Here is a 20,092-nt window from a genome sequence, read left to right on the forward strand (position 1 = left end):
GCACAAGTGCGATGCCGAATCAGGGCGTGTCCGGTATCGCTTGATGGTAGATGATCTTACTTCAGGCCTGTACTTGATCGAAGTCGCACACCACAAGCATCCCCAACGGATCCGAAGCCACCAATGCAATGCGCTTTCCAGCATCATGGGAAGGACAAGTCCAAACCTATCATGTTACCAAGGACGAAGGTAGCGACCCCCAGGCTCATGAGCAATAGCAAGAAGACTGCGACCACCTTGCCGCCCGCGCGCAGCACTGCGCGCTTCTCCGTCTCCTTGTCCTTCGCCTTCGTCCCTTGATCGTAATGCCACTTGATGGCGAAGAACATGCCCGTCCCGAGCACGAACACCTTGAACGCAACTAAGACTATCGGGATCCATTCCATCATTTTGAGTATTCCAGGCTGTTATTAGACACTATCCATTGTGAGGAGCACTACCTCAAAACGCCGTTTTGGCAGGAGTGATTTGCCAGAGGAATACTACACAAAAGCAATTTCCATACATCGAGACAAAATGTCCCAGTTGAAAATCATGCAAGATGGGAAATTTGACTATCTGCGGGCGCGCGCCGAAGGCGCGCGCTCCCATATTACTTCTGCTGCAACTGCCCAATAACACTCGCCACCTTGGTGGTAATCATATCGACCGCCGGCCCATTCGCGCCGTGCGGAATAATCACATCGGCATTGCGCTTGGTCGGCTCGATGAACTGCTTGTGCATCGGGCGCACCGTTTCCAGATACTGGCTGACGACGCTCTCCACCGAACGGCCGCGTTCGGTGATATCCCTTTGCATGCGGCGGATGAAGCGGATATCCGAAGCCGTGTCGACAAAAATCTTCAGCGACATCATGTCGCGCAAGTCCTCGTCATACAAGGCAAACAGGCCTTCGATCACGATGACCGGCGCCGGCTTGACCGGAATGGTGCGGTTGGAGCGGTTGTGGAGCGTGAAGTCGTACTCCGGCATCTCGATCGCCTGGCCATTGCGCAAGGCCTGCACATGCTGCACCAGCAAGGGCCATTCGAACGCCTCGGGATGGTCGTAGTTCTTCTGTGCGCGGACTTCGGGGCTGAGATGGGTTTGATCGCAATAGTAATCGTCTTGCATCACGACTGAGACCATGTCGGCGCCAAACGCGGCCAACACTTTCTGGGACACAGTGGACTTGCCACTGCCGCTACCGCCTGCGACGCCAATAATAAACGGTTGGAAGGAAATCGTATTCATGCCGAATGATACCGGAACCGCAGCCGCCCCGTCACGGGCCGGCTGATCCACGATGCGTTTCAGGGGCGCTTCAACTGCCCGATAACGCTCGCCACCTTGGTGGTAATCATGTCGACCGCCGGGCCATTTGCGCCGTGCGGAATGATGACGTCGGCGTGGCGCTTGGTCGGCTCGATAAACTGCTTGTGCATCGGGCGCACCGTTTCCAGGTACTGTCCGACGACGCTCTCCACCGAGCGGCCGCGCTCGGTAATGTCGCGTTGCATGCGGCGGATGAAGCGGATGTCCGAGGCGGTATCGACAAAGAGCTTCAACGACATCATGTCGCGCAAGTCCGCGTCGTACAAGGCAAACAGGCCCTCGATCACGATCACAGGGGCCGGCTTGACTGCAATGGTCCGGTCGGAACGGTTGTCGCGCGTGAAGTCGTATTCCGGCATCGCGATGGTTTCGCCATTGCGCAAGGCCTGGACGTGCTGGACCAGCAGGGGCCAGTCGAAAGCCTGCGGATGGTCGTAGTTTTGCTGGCGGCGGACTTCGGGGGTGAGATGGGTCTGGTCGCAGTAGTAGTCGTCCTGCATCACGACCGAGACCATATCCGCGCCAAACGACGCGAGCACTTGCTGGGACACCGTCGACTTGCCACTGCCGCTACCGCCGGCGACACCAATGACAAACGGTTGGAAAGAAATCTTGTTCATGCCGAATGATACCGGAACTGCGGCGGGGCTGTCAGCGGCTGCTGGCCGCCGCATTAGATTTCCCCGCGCAAACGTGCAGCGCGCCGCGCGGCGCTGCCGCTATAGTGATAACGGAACAGTGCGGGCCGGCCCTATGGCGGCGGGCTCATGCGTTATCACTGGCTATCATTTCCGGGGAATTTAGGCTCTGCATGCGATCACATATTTACCGTGGGTTTGAAATTAACTGTGCAGTAGCAAAAGCGGAAACCGGCAAGCCCAGCGCGAGATGGCACTGCACGCTGACCATACGCGCCCTCGACCAGCCTGAGCCGCTGCATTACGAAATCGAACTGAACGCCTGGACGCCGGCCGGCGCGCGCAGCTTGTGCATCCAGTACGCCAAGCAGCATGTGGACGAATCCACCGGTCCCGAGCATTATCCCGGCCAGGCGGCGCATCCGTCCTGCTCGCCGCTGAGGAAGAAGGGCGGCCAACACTAGCTGGCCATGCTACGATGCAACATTGATTCACGTTTACACGAACTCAATGAAGCATAGACTGTTCCTTTTTGACCTCGACGACACGCTGCTCGACTTCAAGGCCTCCGAAAAACTTTCCTTCACCCGCACCATGCAGGAGCTCGGCCTGAGCGACGGCATGGAGCCGCTGTTCACGCAGTACCAGGCGATTAATGTGGCGCTCTGGAAAAGCTTCGAGCGCGGCGAGGTGAGCAAGGACTTCCTGAAGGTGGAGCGCTTCCGCAGCACTTTCCAGGCGCATGGCCTTGACCTCGATCCCGAACTGGCCAGCCGCTTGTACCTGGAGTCGCTGCCGGACACGGTGGTGCTGATCGACGGCGCAACCGAGCTGTGCGAAACGCTGGCCGCAGTGGGCGAGGTGGGCATCATCACCAACGGCGTGGAGCATATCCAGAACCGCCGCATCGCCAGTTCCGGCCTGAGCCGGTACATTTCCTTCGTTTCCACATCCGAGGCCTGCGGCTACGCCAAGCCGGACGTGCGTTTCTTCGAATACGCCGCCAGGATGGCGCGCGCCGCCAGCAAGGACGATTCCGTCATCGTCGGCGACCGCCTGGATGCCGACATCCTCGGCGCGAACCGCTACGGTATCGCGAGCTGCTGGTTCAATCCCGGCCGCGTGGCGAATGACACCGAGGCGGTACCCACTTATGAAGTGGCGAGCTTGCGCGACGTGGTGTCCTCGCTGGCTGCCTGAATCAGGCTGGCGCGCCGCTCGTCGGTAAAGCGCACCAGGTCGGGGAAGAAGGCCTCGAAGCCGTCCGCAATGGCGGCGTAGTGCAGGCGCAGATCCTGCAGGCCTTCGCGCATCAGATGGCCGTTGCGGCTCAAGCGCGTGGAGATGCGCGTGACCGCCATTTCCACGCCCGCCAGTTCCTCATACCCCGCCAGCCATTGCTGCTCGATGATGCGCGGCGCGATGGCTTGCAGCTTTTCCGGCAGCATGTCCATATGGGCGCGCAGCGCGTCGTGGAAGCGGGCGATCAGCTCGTGCCGGGGCACGTCGCTGTACTGGTCCCAGCGCTGCGTAAGCAGATGGTCGTAAAACACGTCGAGCACGATGCCGCCGTAGCGCCGGCGCGGGCCTTCAAACAGCTGCACCGCCGCCTTTACCGCCGGGTGGCTGTCGGTATAGCTGTCGATATAGCGGTGCAGCATGATCTCGCGCTCGATCTCCGGCGTGTACACGCCGCGCACGTCCGCCTTGGCGAAGTCGCCCAGCATGGCGCCTATCATGGCCGCGCCGCTCTGCCGGGCCAGGAAGATGTGGGCGAGGTAGTTCATTCCTTCATTCTACAGGCTGGTTAATTCTCGCGTGCTTGACTTGCGTGGCGGGGCCGCTAGGATAGACGCAAGCACGTTGTATATCCAGGAGGTGTGCCATGCAAGTTGCAAAATGGGGGAACAGTCTGGCGGTGCGTTTACCTGCCTCGGTAGTGCAGGCGCTGGAGCTGAAGGAGGGCGACCATATCGATATTTACGTAGCCGGAGAGCGTGTTTTCGAGGTGGTCCGCAAGCCCGCCAAAGCTGAACTTATTGCCCGCATCCGGGCCTTGCGGGGCACCATCCCAGCCGACTTCAAGTTCGATCGGCTTGAAGCGAATGAGCGCTAATTTTTTTGTCGATACCAATGTCCTGATTTACTTGCTGGCCGGCAGGGAGCCGGCTCCTGGGGAAACGTTGACGCGGGATGAACTGGCGTCCAATATCAAGGCCGACGCTGCATTGAATTTACTGGGCGGCGAAGCGATGTTTCTCAGTGTTCAGGTGTTCAATGAAATCTGCAACGTGGTTCTTCGCCGCAGATTCAACTGGAAAAATGCCATGGAGTTGCTGTCCGCATTGGAGAGCCTTTGCGTGGAGGTGCTCCCGATAACTTTGGACACGCATAAGCGAGGTTTGCTTTTAAGGGAGAAATACAAGATGCAGTTCTTCGATGCCTTGATGGTGGCTTCCGCATTGCAGGCGGGCTGCGAAATATTTTATTCAGAGGATATGCAGCATGGCCAGTTGATTGAGGGTTCATTACGGATTCAGAATCCGTTTGCGCGGGATGGTCAAGCATGAGAGTCGCGGCGATTTCGGACATACATGGAAACCTTTGGGCGCTGGAGGCGGTGCTGGCGGATATTGCGCGGCGCGGGGCGGATCTGACGGTGAACCTGGGCGATATCTTGTCCGGCCCCTTGCTGCCGCGCGAGACGGCGCAGCGGCTGATGGCGCTGGGGCTGCCCACCATCGCGGGCAACCATGAGCGCCAGGTGCTGACGCATGATCCGGCGCGCATGGGGGCGTCCGATCTGTATGCGCATCAGCAGCTGGACGAGGGCGAGCGGGCCTGGATAGGGGCGCTGCCTGCCGAGCTGCGGTTGCAGCACGAGGTGCTGCTGGTGCATGGGGTGCCGGGCAATGACCTGGTGTATTTCATGGAGACGGTGACGGAGCAGGGGCAGCGGCAGGCCACGTATGCGGAGGTGCTGGAGCGGGCCGGCGATGCGCGCGCGTCGCTGATCTTGTGCGGGCATACGCATATTCCGCGCTGCATGCGGCTCGATGATGGGCGGCTGATTGTGAATCCGGGCAGCGTGGGCTTGCAGGCGTATGAGGATGGCTATCCTTTTCCGCATGTGGCGGAGAACTTTACGCCGCATGCGCGCTATGCGCTGGTGGAGCGCACGGCGCAGGGCTGGCAGGTGGAGCACGTCGCCGTGACTTATGACTGGGAGGCGGCCGCTGCGATGGCGGAGCGTAATGGGCGGGCGGATTGGGCGATTGCGTTGAGGACGGGGCGGATGCGGGCGTAGGCGGCTGCGGCGGGTTACGCGGCTGCGCCGCTAACCCGCCCTACGCAGTGTCGCGATGCCGGTGAGGCTTTCAGGCGCTGGTGATTTCGGCGCCGGAGAGGAAGGCGGCCAGCAGCGGGTTGACCACGGCGGCGTGGGTGATGGGGGCCATGTGGCCGCCTTTGGTCTGGACGGCGGCGCCGTTGGGCAGCGCGGCGGCCAGGCGTTCGGCGACGCGGCGCGTCGATTGCGGGCTGCGCTCGCCGGACAGGACCAGCGCGGGCATGTCCAGCGCGGCCATGTCGGCCAGCGTGGCCGGTTCGCCCAGCAGGGCCTGGAAGTCCAGCTTGACCTTGGCGATCTGCGCGGCAAAGCGCAGTTGCTGCGCTTCCGGCAGCGCGTCGAAGGCGCCGGCGCGGTTCCAGTAGTCGATGAAGGTGCGCGCCGCGTCGTGCGGGCCGGTGGCGCCGTGGATGTCGGCCACCACGTTTTCAATTTCGATGCGCGCCGCGTCGTCTTCGGACAGCAGGTGGAAGGCCACCGGCTCGAACACCGCGAGCGACGTCACGCGCGCCCGCAGCTGGCGCGCCATGCGCAGTGCGGTGGCGCCGCCGTAGGAGTGGCCGACCAGGTGGAACGCTTCCGTGGGCGCCAGCTTGCCTGCGATGGCGGCGTTTACAGCGTCCACTTCGTGCGCCAGCGAGAAATTGCCTTCGCTGCCGGTGGGGAAGGGCGATTTGCCGTAGCCCAGCAGGTCGACGGCAATGAAGCGGAAGCTGGCTTCATGCTGGGCCATCAGCTCGGCCCACTGGCCTTTGGAACTCATGGAGCTGTGCAGCAGAACAACGGCGGGACGCGTGTCGGGCAGGGCGTGGGTGGTGGTCATGTGGTCTATGGCAAACGGCAAACCCGCGATTATAGCGCCTGCTGTCTCAGCTCAGCCGTTGCGGTGTAGACTAGCGTTTCTCCCACTTGCCAATTTCGTCATGAACGCTCGCGGTGCATTGCTGCTGGCCGTCTTGTCCTTGCCGCTGGCCGACGCCTGCGCGGAAGGCGCTGTCGTTGCGACCTATAACACCCGGCCGCCCTACATGGTGCCGGGCGAGGGCGGCGCGCCGTCCGGGCTGACCGGCACGCCCGCCGCTGCAGCCTTCCAGGCGGCCGGCATCGCCGTGACGTGGGCCCGGCTGCCCACCAACCGCCAGCTGGCGATGGTGAAGGATCCGCAGGCGCGCAGCTGCGCGCTGGGCTGGTTCCGCACGCCGGAGCGCGAGCGCTACGCCAAATTCACCAAGCCGATCTACCGCGACAAGGACTGGGTGCTGCTGGCGCGCGCCGATTTCAGCGTGGGCGACGACGCCACGCTGGAGGGCGTGCTGCGCCGGCCAGGCACGCGCGTGCTGGTCAAGGACAGTTATTCCTACGGTGTGCATATCGACGGGCTGATGGCGCGCATCAAGCCGGCCCTGTCCATTTCCACCGGTGCCCCGGTGCAGATGCTGCAATCGATCAGCGCCGGCCTGGCCGACTTCATGTACGTGTCCGACGACGAGGCGCGCTACCTGCTGGCGCACGGCGGCGAGCATGCGAAGAAGCTGCGCGTGCTGCGGCTGAGGGATATGCCGCGCGGCAGCGAGCGCCACATCATGTGCGGCATGGGCGTGCCGGACGAGGTGATCACCCGGCTGAACCAGGCCATTACCTTCAAATAGCGCCGCCCAATAAAAAAAGCCTGGGCTTGTGGCCCAGGCTCTTCATCCGCAGTGCTGCTTAGAACTTGTACTTCAGGTTCAGATAGAACTGGCGGCCGGAAACGTCGACCTTCTGCTGTTCTTCTTCACTGTAGCGGTACTGCGCGCGCACCTGGTTCAGCAGGTTGGTTGCGTCGAACGATACTTGCCAGTTCTTGGCGAAGGTGTAGTTGGCCGAGAAGGCCAGGGTGGTCACGCCGGCCGCCATGGTAGGCGCGGTCGGCATGAGCACGCCGTTGATAGTGGACAGGCCCTGGCTGTTGGCGCTAGGCGCAGGCGCCGTGCTCGAGTTCACGTATTTGCCACGGTAGTTGGCCACCAGGCGGGTGCTGAACACGTCGTTCTCGAAGTAGGCGCCGAGGTTGCCGGCCCAGTCGGACGCGCCCACCATCGGGCGGCCGTCGTCGACCTTGGTCTTGGCGCGGCTCACATTGCTCTGGAAGCCGAAGCCGCCCCAGATAGGCTGCTCATACGACAGCTCGATGCCGCTGATCTTGGCGCCCTGCTGCGTGGACGAGTTGATCGTGAAGGTCTGGATCACGTTGGGCGTGCGCGGATCGGGTAGCTGGATGGTGGTGCCGGAATTGGTGCCGCCGGTTTTCACGTAGCCGTCGATCTTGGAGTGGAACACGTTGACCGACACCAGCGAGCGCGGTTTGAAATACCAGGCCCAGGACAGGTCCAGATTGTCCGAGGTCAGCGGTTTCAGGTCCGGGTTCGGGCCGGTCACCACGCAGCCGGTCGCGTCGCAGGTGGGCGAAGTGAAGCCGCTGCCCAGCAGGTTGTAGTTCTGGCGGCCGATGGTGCGGCTGGCGCCGAAGCGGGCGATCATGTTCTTGTCCAGCTCGTAGCGCAGGTTCAGGCTAGGCAGCAGCTTGTTGTACGTGCGGTCGGTGGGGGTCTTGAAGTACAGCACGCCGCTGTTCGGATTGAACACCGCGCCGTCGTAGTAGGACTGCGCTTCGCCGGCGGTGGTGATGGCGCCCGGATACAGGGCGCAGACGGTTGCCGGCTTGCCCGGTTCGGTGCGCTGGCAGGCGCCGGACGGGATCGGGGTCGGGATCTGCGCGTTGATGCGGGTGCGGACCCAGCGCAGGCCGATATTGCCGGACCAGCCTTCGCCTTCCAGGTTCTGCATGGCGTAGGCCGAGGTCTGGCGCTCGCGCATGTCGATTTCAGTCGACACGCGGCGTTCCCACTCGTCCGAGGTGGTCTTGAGGTTGGCCGCCATATAGGCTTTGAGCGCCTCCGGCGTGAAGCTGAAGCCGGTGTTGTCCCAGTTGCCGCCGCCGATGTCGCTGCCGAAGTCGGACGGGTAGGGGATGGCGCCGCTCGGGTCCGCGGTGGCGATGATGGCGTTGCGGAAGGCCGGGCTCCAGCGGCGGCTGTTGCGCTTGTGGTCGGAGAAGCGCACGCCGGTTTCGATGGACTGGAACACGCCCTTGTCGAGCTTGTACTCGGCGTCGAGCTGGCCGCTGCTTTCCTTGTCCTCGGTGCGGATGCCGGAAATCGTGCGGCCCACCAGCTTGTAGCCGCTGCCGTCAGGATTCAGGCCGGGCACATTGCTGCCGGCGCCGGTGTAGTGCGAATTGGGCGCGTCTTCCAGGCCGTTCAGGCCGTAGGAGATGCCGGTGCCGTAGCGGGCGTAGGTCAGGCCCTGGTCGCCCTTGGTGGTGCCGATGCCGCGCGTGGTGCTGAGCAGGGTCTTGACGGTCAGGTCGTTGTTGACGCGGTATTTGCCGTCCAGGTCCAGGAAGCCGCTGGTGGCTTTGGCGCCTTCGCGGTAGAAGCCTTCCGAGTTGCCGATGTACATGGGCGGGCTGCCGTCCGGGAAGACGATGTCCGCGCTTTTCAGCACGCGCAGCTGGTGGCCGTACATGGTGGTTTCGTTGACGATGACCGGGTTGCGGATCTGCGCGTAGATGGGCGTGTTGTTGGGGCCGTTGTTGATGCTGCTCGCCGCCACGCCGCCGACCGGATCGCCCTTGCCCAGCAGCATGCTGTAGATCGCGCCGGCGGTCAGGCGGCCGTTGTTTTCAGCCTTCATTTCCGAGTAGAAACCGGTGGCGGTGACGTCCAGGTCCTTGTTGGGACGGAACTGCAGCGACAGCATGCCGCCCGCGCGGTCGCGCACGCCTTCGACGAACTCCGAGCTCATCGAGCCCGGCATGCGCACGCCGTTCAGGTCGGCCGCCTTCAGGCCGGTGCCCGCCAGCGATGCATCGGTAATGCCCTTCATGGTGCTGGTGTTGATCACGTCCCAGCCGCTGCTGGCCCCGTAGGCGAAGCGCGACACGGAGTCGCGGCGGACGTAGCGTTTTTCCTTGAACAGCTGGGTGATCACGCCGAAGGTGTTGTCCTCGTTCTTCCAGTTGAAGGTGCCGTTCAGGTCGGGCGAGGTCTTGTCGGGCAGCTGGGCGTAGGTCAGGCCGGCGCGGATCACGCCGCCGAAGCTGTTTTTCTCGTTCAGCGGCTTGCGGGTGGTCACGTTGATGGTGCCGGCCATGCCGCCGTCGACGATGTTGGCCTGCGAGGTCTTGTAGACGATGGCCTGGTTCAGCACCGAGGACGGCATCAGCGACAGGCTGGTGCTGCGGCTGCTGGAGCCCTGGTCGGCCACGTACCAGTCGCCGCCGGAGACGGTGTGGCCGTTGAACAGGATGAGCGACATGTCCGGGTTGGTGCCGCGCATGGACACTTTCTCGGCTTCGTCGTAGTCGGTACGCACGGCCACACCGGCCAGGCGCTGCAGCGAGTCGGCCAGGTTCTTGTCCGGCATCTTGCCCACGTCTTCGGCGGTGATCACCTCCACGTTGGCGCTGGCGTCTTTTTTCACGCTGAGCGACTTGGCCAGCGAGGCACGGATGCCGGACACTTCGACTTTTTGCACGCTGGCGTCCTCAGCCGGCTGTGCCGCCTGCTGCTGTGCCCACGTTGGCGCCGCCATGGCGCACAGTGCGATCGAAATGGCTGCCGCGACCGGTTTCTTCTTCAAATTCATGCCGTGCTCTCCCTGTTGAAATTGGTATGCAATTGGCAGTATTGATGAACGGCAGCGGGCTGAATAATGAGTTCTGTTGCTGGAACTATAACCTTGAGGAATGAGCAGTCCGGAATCAGCTGCGCAGCCAGCGGCTGAACGGGGCCAGGTCGACCCCCGGTTCCACATACCACGCCTTGCGGGACCAGTCGAACTTGGCGCCCAGCGCCTTCACTTGCTGGGCCTCGTGGATGGTGGCGCTCAGATAATATCGGGCCGGGATTTGTTGTTGAACAGCCTCACTGTTGCGGTTGATGGCCTGTTCGGCGGCCGCTGCGGTGGCGGCCAGGCGCATGCGGGCCAGGTAGGGGCTGCGCTGCGCCGCCTCGGACGGGGACAGCAGCGTGAGGCGCGCCTTGGCGCGGGTGGCGGCCACGTAGAACAGGTTTTCCTCCTCGCCGCCGGCGAACATGGGGCTAGGGAACTCGCCCGCCTCCAGGAAGGGCAGGATCACGTGCTCGAACTCCTTGCCCTTGGCGTTGCCGGCGCAGTCCAGGGTGACATAGTCTTTTTCGCGCTTGCGGCTGGCGAAGGCTTCGGCCGCGTTCAGGGTTTGCCAGAACTCGGCCAGGGTCTGGCCGGAGTGCTCGGCAAAGGCGATGAAGCCCGCCACCGATTTCGATACCACGCTGGCCTCGTAGGGGCGCACGAAGATGCGCTTGGCGGCCTGCTCCAGGTTGATCTGGCCGCAGATGGCGCGCAGCGCCTCGGCCGCGTTGACGGCCGGGTCCAGGCCGGCCGCGTACTGGATGGCGGCGGCCATCACGCTGCCGCCGGCGCTGCGGGCGGGATCCCCGTAGCCGTCGCCGCCGTTGATGTAGAGCGTGTAGAAGTCGCCCAGCAGCGAAGGCGTGCGCGCCACTTCGCGCTTGGCCATCTCGAGCCGCTCCGGCGCCAGCTGCACTTCGCCGAACACGGCCAGCGCCTCCACCATGGCGGCGCGCACCTCCAGCGACTTCACCGCCTCCAGGTCGCGCAGCGCGATGGCCAGCATGCCGCGCAGGAACAGGATCTCGTCGCGCTGCAGATAGCCCGCCATGGCGGGCGTGCGGTAGCCTATTTTCGCCTTCAGCAGCGCGTTCTCCACGGCGATGGACTGGTGCCGGTCGCGCAGCAGGATGGCGCAGCCTTCCAGCGGGTAGCCGTCGCGCTTCCAGGCCTTGATGGCGGCAATGACCTGCTCGCCGCAGCCGTCGGCGTCGGTGTAGTGCAGCTGCCGGATTTCCGTGTGCAGCGGCAGGCTCGATTCCACCGGCTTGTTCTTGAACTCTTGCATGGCGTAGGCCAGGTGCGGGCCGTGGCGGTAGGTGTAGGTCAGCGGGTAGTGCTTCAGGGACGGATACAGGCGGGCGAAGCGGTGCTCGAGGAATTCCTGGCTGGCGCCCAGCTTGGTGTAGATCACCTGGTCCTTGTCGCCCGCGCCGACGAAATAGCAGTCCGGCCGCGCCAGCAGCGCGTTCAGGATGCGGAAGGCGGCTTCGTTCAGGTCGTGCAGCTCGTCGCACACCACCACGCGGTAGCCGGGCAGGGCCTGCGCGGACTCGGCGGATTGCGACAACTGGCAGGCCAGGTCGTAGGTGGCGTCGAACGGTCCCCGGAACTGCGCGCCGTCGTCGCCGCCCAGGCGCATGGTTTCGTACTCGCGCGTGGCCAGGTAGTCGGTCAGCGGCACTTTCAGCAGCTCGGCCGCTTCCTCCAGCTCCATGTATTCCAGGTCCGCGTCCAGCGCCATGGTGGCTTTCAGCGTGAGCTGGAAGTCCAGGAATTGCGACAGCGCAATGTTGTGGGTGCGGATGTCGAGGTACTCCACCTGGCCGGTGTAGCGCTCGCTCACGCGCTCGAGCGCGTGCAGCACGTAGGGCTTGAGCTGGCGCGCCTGCGGCAGGCGCTCGGCGGCGCCGCTGCCGCTTTGCGCCAGCATGCGCGCGGCGAAATCCTCGAAGGTGGCCACGTCCACGCGCGAGGCGGCGGCGTAGGGTATGCCGATATCGAGCAGGCGCTGGCGCATCACATCGCGCGCTTCGGGCGTGAACACCAGCGCCAGGATCTGCTCGGGCGGCAGCTTGCGCGCCAGCGCTTCGCCTATGCGCAGGGCCAGCGTGGTGGTCTTGGCGGCGCCGGCGTTGGCGTCGATCAGCACCACCTTGTTCTGGGCCAGCTGGATGGCGGTCTGTTCCGGGGTGCGTATCAGGCCTTGCGGGGTGAAGCGGGGCGGGTTGGATTCGGTCATGGCCGCAGTATACAGGCAGATGCGCCTCCCTCTAGCGCACCGCCTCCACCTCGGCGGTGAAGCGGTAGCCGGCGCCGCGCTCGGTGCGGATGAAGGGCGGGCCGTTGCCCGGCTGCGGCTCCAGCTTTTTGCGCAGGCGGCCGACCTGGACATCGACCGCGCGGTCGTACACCTCGTCGTTATGCATGCGCGACATGTCCAGCAGCTGCTCGCGCGACAGGATGCGCTGCGGCGCGGCCAGGAAGGCGGCCAGCAGGTTGAATTCGTTGTTGGTCAGCGCCACCGGCGCGCCGGTGGGCGTGGTCAGCTTGCGCAGGCGCACGTTCAGCACCCAGCCGCCGAAACGGTAGGCGCGCACCCGCGCCAGGGCGTCGGCCACCGATTCCTGCGCGCGCGAGCGGCGCAGCAGCGCGCGGATGCGGGCCAGCAGTTCGCGCGGCGAGAAGGGCTTGGTCAGGTAGTCGTCGGCGCCCAGTTCCAGGCCCATCACGCGGTCCGCCTCGTCCTTGCGGCCGGTGAGCATGATGATGGGCAGGTTGGAGTCGTCGCGCAGGCGGCGCGCGATCTGCATGCCGTCCTCGCCGGGCAGTTTCAGGTCCAGGATCAGCAGGTCGACGAGGTCTTCGGCCATCACGCGGTCCACGCCGCGCCCGTCGGGCAGGGCGGTGGTGCGGATGTCGTTGTCGCCGAGGTAGTCGACGATCATCTGGCGCACGCCTTCATCATCATCCACTACCAGCACATGCACATCGCCTGACATTGTTCTTCCCTGGAAAACCGGCATACCGCCGAGGTGAGATTGTAACAGAATTGTAACAATCGGCTTTCGTGTCAATTGAAATATTCGGTGTTTCGCACGCCATACTGCCGCTTTGACGGCAGCGCATAACTGTGACACAGTTAAACCCCGCTTTCCGCTCCCCAATATGGACCGCCAGATTCCCAACGCGCCCGCGCCCGACGCCGCATCCGACCCCCTGCTCGGCGCCAGCCTGGCGCACGTGCTGGCCGCGCATGGCGTGCCGGCCAGCCTGGTCGAGGCGGTGCAGACGCTGGAGCGGGCGCGCGCCGCCGCCGAGCGCAACGAGCGCCTGCTGTCCGGCGAAAAATCGCTGCTGGAGATGATCGCGCGCGGCGAGCCGCTGTGCGGCATCCTGGACACCTGCTGCCGTTTGTTCGACGCGGTGGCGGGCGACGCGGTCAGCTCGCTGCTGGTGATGGACGAAGACGGCATGCTGCTGCGTCCCGGCTCGGCGCCCAATATGCCGCCCGGCTTCATGCTGGCGCTGGAGGGCTCGGTGCTGGTGGGGCCGGGCGAGGGTTCCTGCGGCACGGCGGCCTGGCGCCGCGAGCCGGTCTTCGTGGCCGACATCGCCAGCGACCCGCTGTGGGACAAATACCGCCGCCTGCCGCTGGAATACGGCCTGCGCGCCTGCTGGTCCATGCCCATCTTCGCCAGCGGCGGCAAGGTGCTGGGCACTTTCGGCGTGTATTCGCACCTGGCGCTGCCGCCCAGCGTGCTGCAGCAGAGCATGATCGCGCGCTTCTCGCACCTGGCCGGCATCGTCATCGAGCGCAGCATGTCGATGGCGGCGCTGCGCCGTTCGGAGGAGCGTTTCGAGCTGGCCGTAAACGCGGCGGGCGACGGCCATATCGACTGGGTGGTGGCCACCGACACCTTCTACGCCTCGCCGCGCTACCTTGAGCTGTGCGGCCTGCCGCCGGACACGGTGTTCAGCGGCCGCGCCGACTTCCTGGCGCGCTTCCCCTGCCACCCGGAGGACAGGCAGCGCATGATAGACCAGCTGTCCGGGCATTTCGCCGGCAGCGCCATCCGGCTGCAGCTGGAGCTGCGCATCGTGGTGGACGGCGAAGTGCGCTGGCTGAAACTGACCGGCATGTGTTCGCGCGACCCGCAGGGCCGCCTGCTGCGCTGGAACGCCGCCATCACCGACGTGACGGACCGCACCCGCACCGAGATGGCGCTGCGCGCGTCCGAGCAGCGCTACGCCCTGGCCATGAGCGCCGCCGGCGAGGGCCACTGGGACTGGGACATCCTCAAGGACGAGTTCTACGGCTCGCCGCGCATGCTGGAGCTGTACGGCTTCGCGCCCGACACGGTGTTCGCCGGGCGCGCCGATTTCCTGGCGCGTTTCCCCTTCTACCCGGAGGACAAGCCGAAATGGGAAAAGGCGGCGGCCGAGCATTTCGCCGGCCGCAGCGCGCGCTTCGACCTGGAGATCCGCATGCTGCCGCGCGGCGAGCTGCGCTGGATACACCTGACCGGCATGTGCCAGCGCGACGCGGCCGGCACGCCGGTGCGCTGGACCGGCGCCGTCAGCGACGTGACCGAGCGCCACCGCCTGGAGGAGCAGCTGCGGCTGGCGCAGCGCCTGGAGGCGATGGGCACGCTGGCGGGCGGCATCGCGCACGACTTCAACAACATCCTCGCCGCCATACTCGGCTACGGCGAAATGGCCCTGCGCGACGCGGCCGAAGGCAGCCGTTTGCGGCGCGACGTGGGGCACATCGTGGCGGCGGGCGAGCGCGGGCGGGCGCTGGTGGACCGCATCCTGGCTTTCAGCCGGGGCGGCATGGGGGAACGCGAGGCGGTGCACGTGGAGGCGGTGGCGCGCGAGGCGCTGGACCAGCTGGCGGCCAAGCTGCCGCCCGGCGTGCGGGTGAGCGCCTGCCTGCAGGCCGGCCGCGCGGCCATCCTGGGCGACTGTACCCAGGTGCACCAGGTGCTCAGCAACCTGATGCTGAACGGCGTGCAGGCCATGACGGGCGGCGGCGTGCTGCGGGTGGTGCTGGAAACGCGCAGCATGAGCGCGCCTTCCTTTGCCACCATAGGCAGCGTGGCGGCGGCCGATCATATCGTGCTGACTGTCAGCGACAGCGGCGCCGGCATTCCCGCCGCCATCCTGGGGCGGATATTCGATCCCTTCTTCACCACCAAGGACGCGGGCGTGGGCACCGGGCTGGGGCTGTCGCTGGTGCACGCTATCGTGACCGAGCTGGGCGGCGCAGTGAGCGTGGCCAGCAGCGAAGGCGAGGGCAGCACCTTCACGGTCTTCCTGCCGCGCTGCGGCGACGTGGCGGCCAGCGGCGCGGACGCGGCGCCGGACCTGCCGCCGCGCGGCCAGGGCCAGCGCGTGCTGGTGGTGGACGACGAAGAGGCGCTGGCCCGCCTGGCCGGCGCCATGCTCGATGACCTGGGCTATGAGCACGCGGCGTTCACCTCGCCGGCGCAGGCGCTGGCGGCGTTTGCGGCGGCGCCGGAGCGCTACGACGCCGTCATTACCGACGAGCGCATGCCCGGCATGACGGGCTCGGAACTGATACGCGCGCTGCGCGGCGTGCGCGCAGGCATCCCGGTGGTGCTGGCCAGCGGCTACCTGGGCGCGGCGCTGGCCCAGCAGGGCGGCGCGGGCGGGGTGCTGCGCAAGCCGTATTCCATGATGGAGCTGGCGCACGCGCTAGCGCAGGTGTTCCGCCCACGTGTCAATTGACACATTGGAGTGCATTCACGTCATGCCGGAGACACGCGTAGCTGGCATACTGCAAGCTCAAACCGTATCGCGTCATAAGAGGACTGTATGTTTTACGACGCCACAGAAGCAGGCGAACCGGTGTTGGCCTTCAATTCGTTCCGTTTTTTTCCGGCGCGCCGCATGCTCTATGAGGACGACCGCCCGCTGCGCCTGGGCAGCCGCGCCATCGACATCCTGCACATGCTGCTCGAACGCGCCGGCGAAACCGTCACCAAGGACCAGCTGATCGCGCGCGCCTGGCCCAACACCGTGGTCGAGGAAGGCAATCTGCGCGTGCACGTGGCCGCGCTGCGCAAGACGCTGGGCGAGCGGCATATCGAGAACGTGGTGGGGCGCGGCTATTGCTTCATCACCCCGGTGGTGCGGCGCGCCGCCGAAACGCCCGCCGCCTCTGCCGGCGCCGACGGCGGCGGCGCCGCGAACCTGGTCTATCTGCCGCAGAGCGACGGCCTGCCGCCTTGCGCCACCCGCATCTTCGGCCGCGAGCAGACGGTGGCGGCGCTGCAGCGGCAGCTGTCCGAGAGGCGCTTCGTCACCATCGTCGGCACCGGCGGCATGGGCAAGACCACGGCGGCGCTGGCGGCGGCCGAGCGCATGCAGACCCATTGGCGGCAAGGCACGGTGTTCGTCGACCTGGCTTCGCTGACGCGTGCCGACCAGGTGCCGCAGGCGCTGGCTGCGGCGCTGGTGATGGAGCATCCGGCGGCCAAGAGCATGGCCGCCATCGTGGCCGCGCTGCAAGGCCACCACCTGCTGCTGATACTGGACAGCTGCGAGCATGTGCTGGAAGCCGTTTCGATGCTGGCCGAGCAGGTGCTGCACGGCGCGCCCGGCGTGCGCCTGCTGGCCACCAGCCGCGAGCCGCTGCGCGCGGAGGGCGAGTGGGTGCACCGCCTGCCCGCGCTGGAGCTGCCGCCCGAGCCGGAGCCGGATGCGCCGCCGCTGACAATGGCGCAAGCCATGGTCTATCCCTCGGTGCAGCTGTTCGCCGAGCGCGTGCAGGCCAGCGCCGCCGGGCTGGCGCTGGGAGACGCCGAAGCGCCGCAGATCGCGGACATCTGCCGCCGCCTGGACGGCATACCGCTGGCGATAGAACTGGCCGCCGCGCGCGTGGAGCTGCTGGGCATGCGCGGCCTGATGGCGCGGCTGGACGACTGCTGCTATCTGCTCAAGGGCGGGCGGCGCACGGCCAAGGTAAGGCACCGCACGCTGGAGGCGACGCTGGACTGGAGCTACGCGCTGCTGGGCGAAGGCGAGCGCAATATGCTGCACCGGCTGTCGGTGTTCCGGCGCCGCTTTTCGCTGGAGGAGGCGCTGAGCATGGGCGCGGACGGCAGGGAAGGGCTGGAGGAGGCGATGGACGCGCTATCCAGCCTGGTGAGCAAGTCCATGCTCGCCACGGTGGCCGACACCGGCGCGGCGCGCTACCGCATGCTGGAAACCACGCGCAGCTACGCGGCCTCCAAGCTGGCCGAAAGCGGCGAGCATGACACGGTCCTGGCGCACTACGTGGCGCTGCGCGGTCCGGAACTCTGATCCTTCGCCGCCAGCAAACGCTCCCAGGCGGGTACCGCCGCGCGCCAGAATGCCTCCACGCTGTCGGCCTGCAGATTCAGGCCCAGGAAGCGCGCCGCAGGCAGCAGCGCCGACTCCAGCAGCTGCGCCACCGGCGCGCCATTGTCGAAAGCCTGCGCGCCGGTCTGCTTGGACAGCTTTTCGCCGTCCGCGTTGGCCACCACCGGCACGTGCAGGTAGCGCGGCTGCGGCAGGCCGAGCAGCGCCTGCAGGTAGAGCTGGCGCGGCGTTGAGTCAAGCAGGTCCGCGCCGCGCACGATGTCGGTGACGCCTTGCGCGCCGTCGTCCACCACCACCGCCAGCTGGTAGGCCCAGAAGCCGTCGGCGCGGCGTATCACGAAGTCGCCCACCTCGGCGGCCAGGTCCTGGCAAACCTTGCCGTGCCAGCGGTCGTGAAAGCAGATTACGCGGTCCGGCGATGGCGCCGTGCGCAGCGGTGTTTTCAAGCGCACCGCGCGCGCCGCCTTGCCCGGCGCCAGGCCGTTGCGGCAGGTGCCCGGATAGACCAGTGCCGAGGAGGCCTGGCCCAGGCGCAGCTGCGAATCCTGGATCTCCTTGCGCGAACAGGAACAGGGATAGACCGCGCCCGCATCGCCCAGCTGCGCCAGCGCCGCCTCGTACAGGTCCGTGCGCAGGGTTTGCCACGTCACCTCGCCGTCCCACTGCATGCCGCAGCGTTGCAGCGACGCCAGGATGTGCTGATCCACGCCCGCCACGTTGCGGTCGCGGTCCAGGTCTTCAATGCGCACCAGCCAGCGGCCCTGGTGGACCTTGGCGTCCAGATAGCTGGCCATGGCCGCCACCAGTGAACCGAGGTGCAATGGGCCGGTGGGCGAGGGCGCAAATCGGCCGATGTAGGGGCCGATGTAGGGGGGGAGTGCTGACGTCATGTGAAAAGTATCCCCGACCGGCGCGGTGCGCGTCAACCGCCGCTTGCTGCAGCGCGCAATGGACAAGCAGGGAAGTTCGCATACAATGCTCGGCGCAGCAATGCGGCTGCCTACCCCGACTTCTTACCAGACCCTATGCAGAAACTGTTCTCGTCCGTTCTTGCCGCCAGCCTCGTGCTCGCCTTCCCCGTCCACGCGGCAGCGCCCAAAGCCGCCCAGCAAAAGCAGCCCAAAGTACAGGAGGCGCCATTGCGCGCCCACCTGGCTTTCCTGTCCAGCGACCTGCTGGAAGGGCGCGGCACCGGCCAGCGCGGCGGCGACCTGACCGTGGCCTACCTGGAGACGCAGGCGCTGGCCGCCGGGCTGAAGCCGGTGTCCGGCAAGAGGTTCCGCCAGGCGGTGCAGATCGCGGGCGTGAAGTCACTGCCGGCCGACAGCTCGCTGCGCCTGGAAGCGAACGGCGCCGCGCTGCCTGCCTCCTTCGGCAAGGACTGGGTGTGGGCGCCGGGCGATGCGCAAGCCCTGCACAGCCTGGACGCGGAGCTGGTCTTCGTCGGCTACGGCACCACCGCGCCGGAGGAAGGCTGGAACGATTTCAAGGGCCAGGACCTGAAAGGCAAAGTGCTGGTCATGATGGTGAACGACCCGCAGCCGACCGCCGCCCAGCCCGAGCGCTTCGGCGGCAAGGCGCTGACCTACTATGGCCGCTGGACCTACAAGTTTGAAGAAGCGGCGCGCCAGGGCGCAGCCGGCGTGCTGCTGATCCACACCACGCCGAGCGCGTCGTACGGCTGGAGCGTGATCCAGAACAGCTGGGACAATGTGGAACGCTTCCAGCTGGCGCAAGGCGCCGTTGGTACCGGCCTGCAAGGCTGGCTGACCGATGACACCGCGCGCGCGCTGTTCAAGGCCGCCGGCCAGGACCTGGACGCGCTGCGCGCCGCCGCCGAAAGCAAGGACTTCCAGCCGGTGCCGCTGAAAGCCAAAGTGGCGGGCGAGATGAAGGCCGCCGTGCGTCGTATCGAGCAGTTCAACGTGGCCGGCGTGGTGCCGGGCACCGATCCCAAGCTGAAAGACGAAGTGGTGATCTACAGCGCGCACTGGGACCACCTGGGCAAGCAGGGCACCGATGGCGACACGATATTCAACGGCGCGGTCGACAACGCCTCCGGCAGCGCCGCGCTGCTGGCCATGGCCAAGGAGGCCTCGCTCAATCCGGCCAAGCGCAGCCAGATGTTCCTGTGGGTGGCCGCCGAGGAGCAGGGCCTGCTGGGCAGCGAAGCCTACGCCACCGCGCCGTTGTGGCCGCTGGCCAAGACGGCCGCCAACCTGAACCTGGACAGCCTGAACTTCATCGGCGTCACGCGCGACATCGGCGCCAAGGGCAGCGAACGCACCGACCTGGGCAAGATGGCCGAAGCCACTGCCAAGGCCATGAAGATGGTGATCGCCGAAGCCAGGCCGGACCTGTCGGGCGGCTACTTCCGCAGCGACCATTTCAGCTTCGCCAAGGTGGGCGTGCCGGCGTTCTCCATCACCTCGGGCAGCGACTACCTGGGCGACAAGGAGGCTGCGAAAGCCAAGGCCGCCGCGTACAGCAAGCGCTACCACCAGGTGTCGGATGAATACGATCCGAGCTGGGACCTGGCCGGCATGACGCAGCACGCCCAGTTCGCGCTCAACCTGGGCCGCATGGTGGCGGACGCGCCGAAGATGCCCGACTGGAAAGCCGGCGACGCCTTCGGCAAAGCCCGCGCCAAGTAAAGCCCTCCAGCCGCCTCCGGGCGGCTTTTCTTTTGCGACGACAGACAGC

At 65.9% G+C, this 20,092-nt stretch carries 18 protein-coding genes; 9 read left to right on the top strand and 9 right to left on the bottom strand.

Annotated features, from left to right (window positions below):
* Positions 1 to 143 precede the first annotated feature (143 nt).
* From KT882_RS08340 to udk (KT882_RS08350), 3 genes are all read right to left on the bottom strand, one after another.
* Complete coding sequence (locus tag KT882_RS08340) at positions 144 to 389, bottom strand: hypothetical protein (protein WP_161073262.1); 246 nt, start codon at positions 387 to 389, stop codon at positions 144 to 146.
* A 203-nt stretch (positions 390 to 592) separates the two neighbouring features.
* Positions 593 to 1,285, bottom strand: coding sequence for a uridine kinase (gene udk, locus KT882_RS08345; protein WP_228895281.1), 693 nt, complete (start codon positions 1,283 to 1,285; stop codon positions 593 to 595).
* Between the two features lie 8 nt (positions 1,286 to 1,293).
* Complete coding sequence (udk, locus tag KT882_RS08350; RefSeq protein WP_161073261.1) at positions 1,294 to 1,935, bottom strand: uridine kinase; 642 nt, start codon at positions 1,933 to 1,935, stop codon at positions 1,294 to 1,296.
* Positions 1,936 to 2,126: 191 nt separating this feature from the next.
* Between udk (KT882_RS08350) and KT882_RS08355 the strand changes: the two genes are divergently transcribed.
* Both KT882_RS08355 and KT882_RS08360 read left to right on the top strand, forming a co-directional pair.
* Entirely contained in the window at positions 2,127 to 2,417 is a 291-nt protein-coding gene (locus tag KT882_RS08355; protein ID WP_161073260.1) for a hypothetical protein, read from the top strand.
* A gap of 46 nt (positions 2,418 to 2,463) precedes the next feature.
* Positions 2,464 to 3,153 (top strand): YjjG family noncanonical pyrimidine nucleotidase, encoded by a 690-nt coding sequence (locus tag KT882_RS08360; protein ID WP_228895283.1) that lies wholly within the window; start codon positions 2,464 to 2,466, stop codon positions 3,151 to 3,153.
* Here the strand turns inward: KT882_RS08360 and KT882_RS08365 are convergent.
* The gene (locus KT882_RS08365) at positions 3,105 to 3,740 is read right to left on the bottom strand and encodes an acyl carrier protein phosphodiesterase (RefSeq protein ID WP_228895285.1); all 636 of its coding nucleotides are present in this window, start codon (positions 3,738 to 3,740) and stop codon (positions 3,105 to 3,107) included. The genes KT882_RS08360 and KT882_RS08365 overlap by 49 nt on opposite strands.
* A gap of 98 nt (positions 3,741 to 3,838) precedes the next feature.
* Here KT882_RS08365 and KT882_RS08370 point away from each other — a divergent pair, with 98 nt between their 5' ends.
* From KT882_RS08370 to KT882_RS08380, 3 genes are read left to right on the top strand one after another with little or no spacing between them, the layout of a single operon-like run.
* Complete coding sequence (locus tag KT882_RS08370) at positions 3,839 to 4,069, top strand: AbrB/MazE/SpoVT family DNA-binding domain-containing protein (RefSeq protein ID WP_228895288.1); 231 nt, start codon at positions 3,839 to 3,841, stop codon at positions 4,067 to 4,069.
* A complete protein-coding gene (locus tag KT882_RS08375; protein ID WP_228895289.1) occupies positions 4,059 to 4,523 on the top strand; it encodes a PIN domain-containing protein in 465 nt (154 codons plus the stop codon). The genes KT882_RS08370 and KT882_RS08375 overlap by 11 nt, the downstream gene beginning before the upstream one ends.
* Complete coding sequence (locus KT882_RS08380; RefSeq protein WP_228895292.1) at positions 4,520 to 5,260, top strand: metallophosphoesterase family protein; 741 nt, start codon at positions 4,520 to 4,522, stop codon at positions 5,258 to 5,260. Before KT882_RS08375 ends, KT882_RS08380 begins: the two co-directional genes overlap by 4 nt.
* Before the next feature lie 70 nt (positions 5,261 to 5,330).
* On the opposite strand, the gene KT882_RS08385 is transcribed toward KT882_RS08380, so the two are convergent.
* On the bottom strand, positions 5,331 to 6,125 hold the full coding sequence (locus KT882_RS08385) for an alpha/beta fold hydrolase (RefSeq protein ID WP_161073256.1): 795 nt from the start codon (positions 6,123 to 6,125) through the stop codon (positions 5,331 to 5,333).
* A 100-nt stretch (positions 6,126 to 6,225) separates the two neighbouring features.
* Between KT882_RS08385 and KT882_RS08390 the strand changes: the two genes are divergently transcribed.
* The gene (locus KT882_RS08390) at positions 6,226 to 6,951 is read left to right on the top strand and encodes a transporter substrate-binding domain-containing protein (RefSeq protein WP_228895294.1); all 726 of its coding nucleotides are present in this window, start codon (positions 6,226 to 6,228) and stop codon (positions 6,949 to 6,951) included.
* Between the two features lie 58 nt (positions 6,952 to 7,009).
* Here KT882_RS08390 and KT882_RS08395 read toward each other — a convergent pair whose 3' ends face one another.
* The 3 genes from KT882_RS08395 to KT882_RS08405 all read right to left on the bottom strand — a co-directional run bounded on the left by KT882_RS08395 (position 7,010) and on the right by KT882_RS08405 (position 13,020).
* Positions 7,010 to 9,991 carry a TonB-dependent receptor gene (locus KT882_RS08395; protein ID WP_228895296.1) on the bottom strand — a complete coding sequence of 994 codons (2,982 nt, stop codon included), beginning with the start codon at positions 9,989 to 9,991 and terminating at the stop codon, positions 7,010 to 7,012.
* A 115-nt stretch (positions 9,992 to 10,106) separates the two neighbouring features.
* Complete coding sequence (locus KT882_RS08400; RefSeq protein ID WP_228895297.1) at positions 10,107 to 12,260, bottom strand: ATP-dependent helicase; 2,154 nt, start codon at positions 12,258 to 12,260, stop codon at positions 10,107 to 10,109.
* A gap of 31 nt (positions 12,261 to 12,291) precedes the next feature.
* Entirely contained in the window at positions 12,292 to 13,020 is a 729-nt protein-coding gene (locus KT882_RS08405; protein WP_228895299.1) for a response regulator, read from the bottom strand.
* Between the two features lie 166 nt (positions 13,021 to 13,186).
* Here KT882_RS08405 and KT882_RS08410 point away from each other — a divergent pair, with 166 nt between their 5' ends.
* Together KT882_RS08410 and KT882_RS08415 are read left to right on the top strand one after the other, a co-directional pair.
* Positions 13,187 to 15,772 (top strand): ATP-binding protein, encoded by a 2,586-nt coding sequence (locus tag KT882_RS08410; RefSeq protein ID WP_161073252.1) that lies wholly within the window; start codon positions 13,187 to 13,189, stop codon positions 15,770 to 15,772.
* A 162-nt stretch (positions 15,773 to 15,934) separates the two neighbouring features.
* Entirely contained in the window at positions 15,935 to 17,350 is a 1,416-nt protein-coding gene (locus KT882_RS08415) for an ATP-binding protein (RefSeq protein ID WP_161073251.1), read from the top strand.
* Here the strand turns inward: KT882_RS08415 and gluQRS are convergent.
* Complete coding sequence (gluQRS, locus tag KT882_RS08420) at positions 17,320 to 18,279, bottom strand: tRNA glutamyl-Q(34) synthetase GluQRS (protein ID WP_228895302.1); 960 nt, start codon at positions 18,277 to 18,279, stop codon at positions 17,320 to 17,322. The two genes, KT882_RS08415 and gluQRS, sit on opposite strands and share 31 nt — an antisense overlap.
* Before the next feature lie 135 nt (positions 18,280 to 18,414).
* Between gluQRS and KT882_RS08425 the strand changes: the two genes are divergently transcribed.
* Positions 18,415 to 20,043: a M28 family peptidase gene (locus tag KT882_RS08425; protein ID WP_228895304.1), complete on the top strand. Its 1,629-nt coding sequence runs from the start codon at positions 18,415 to 18,417 to the stop codon at positions 20,041 to 20,043.
* Positions 20,044 to 20,092 lie beyond the last annotated feature (49 nt).

It is taken from the genome of Pseudoduganella aquatica (assembly GCF_020865585.1).
Lineage (GTDB): Bacteria > Pseudomonadota > Gammaproteobacteria > Burkholderiales > Burkholderiaceae_D > Rugamonas > Rugamonas aquatica_A.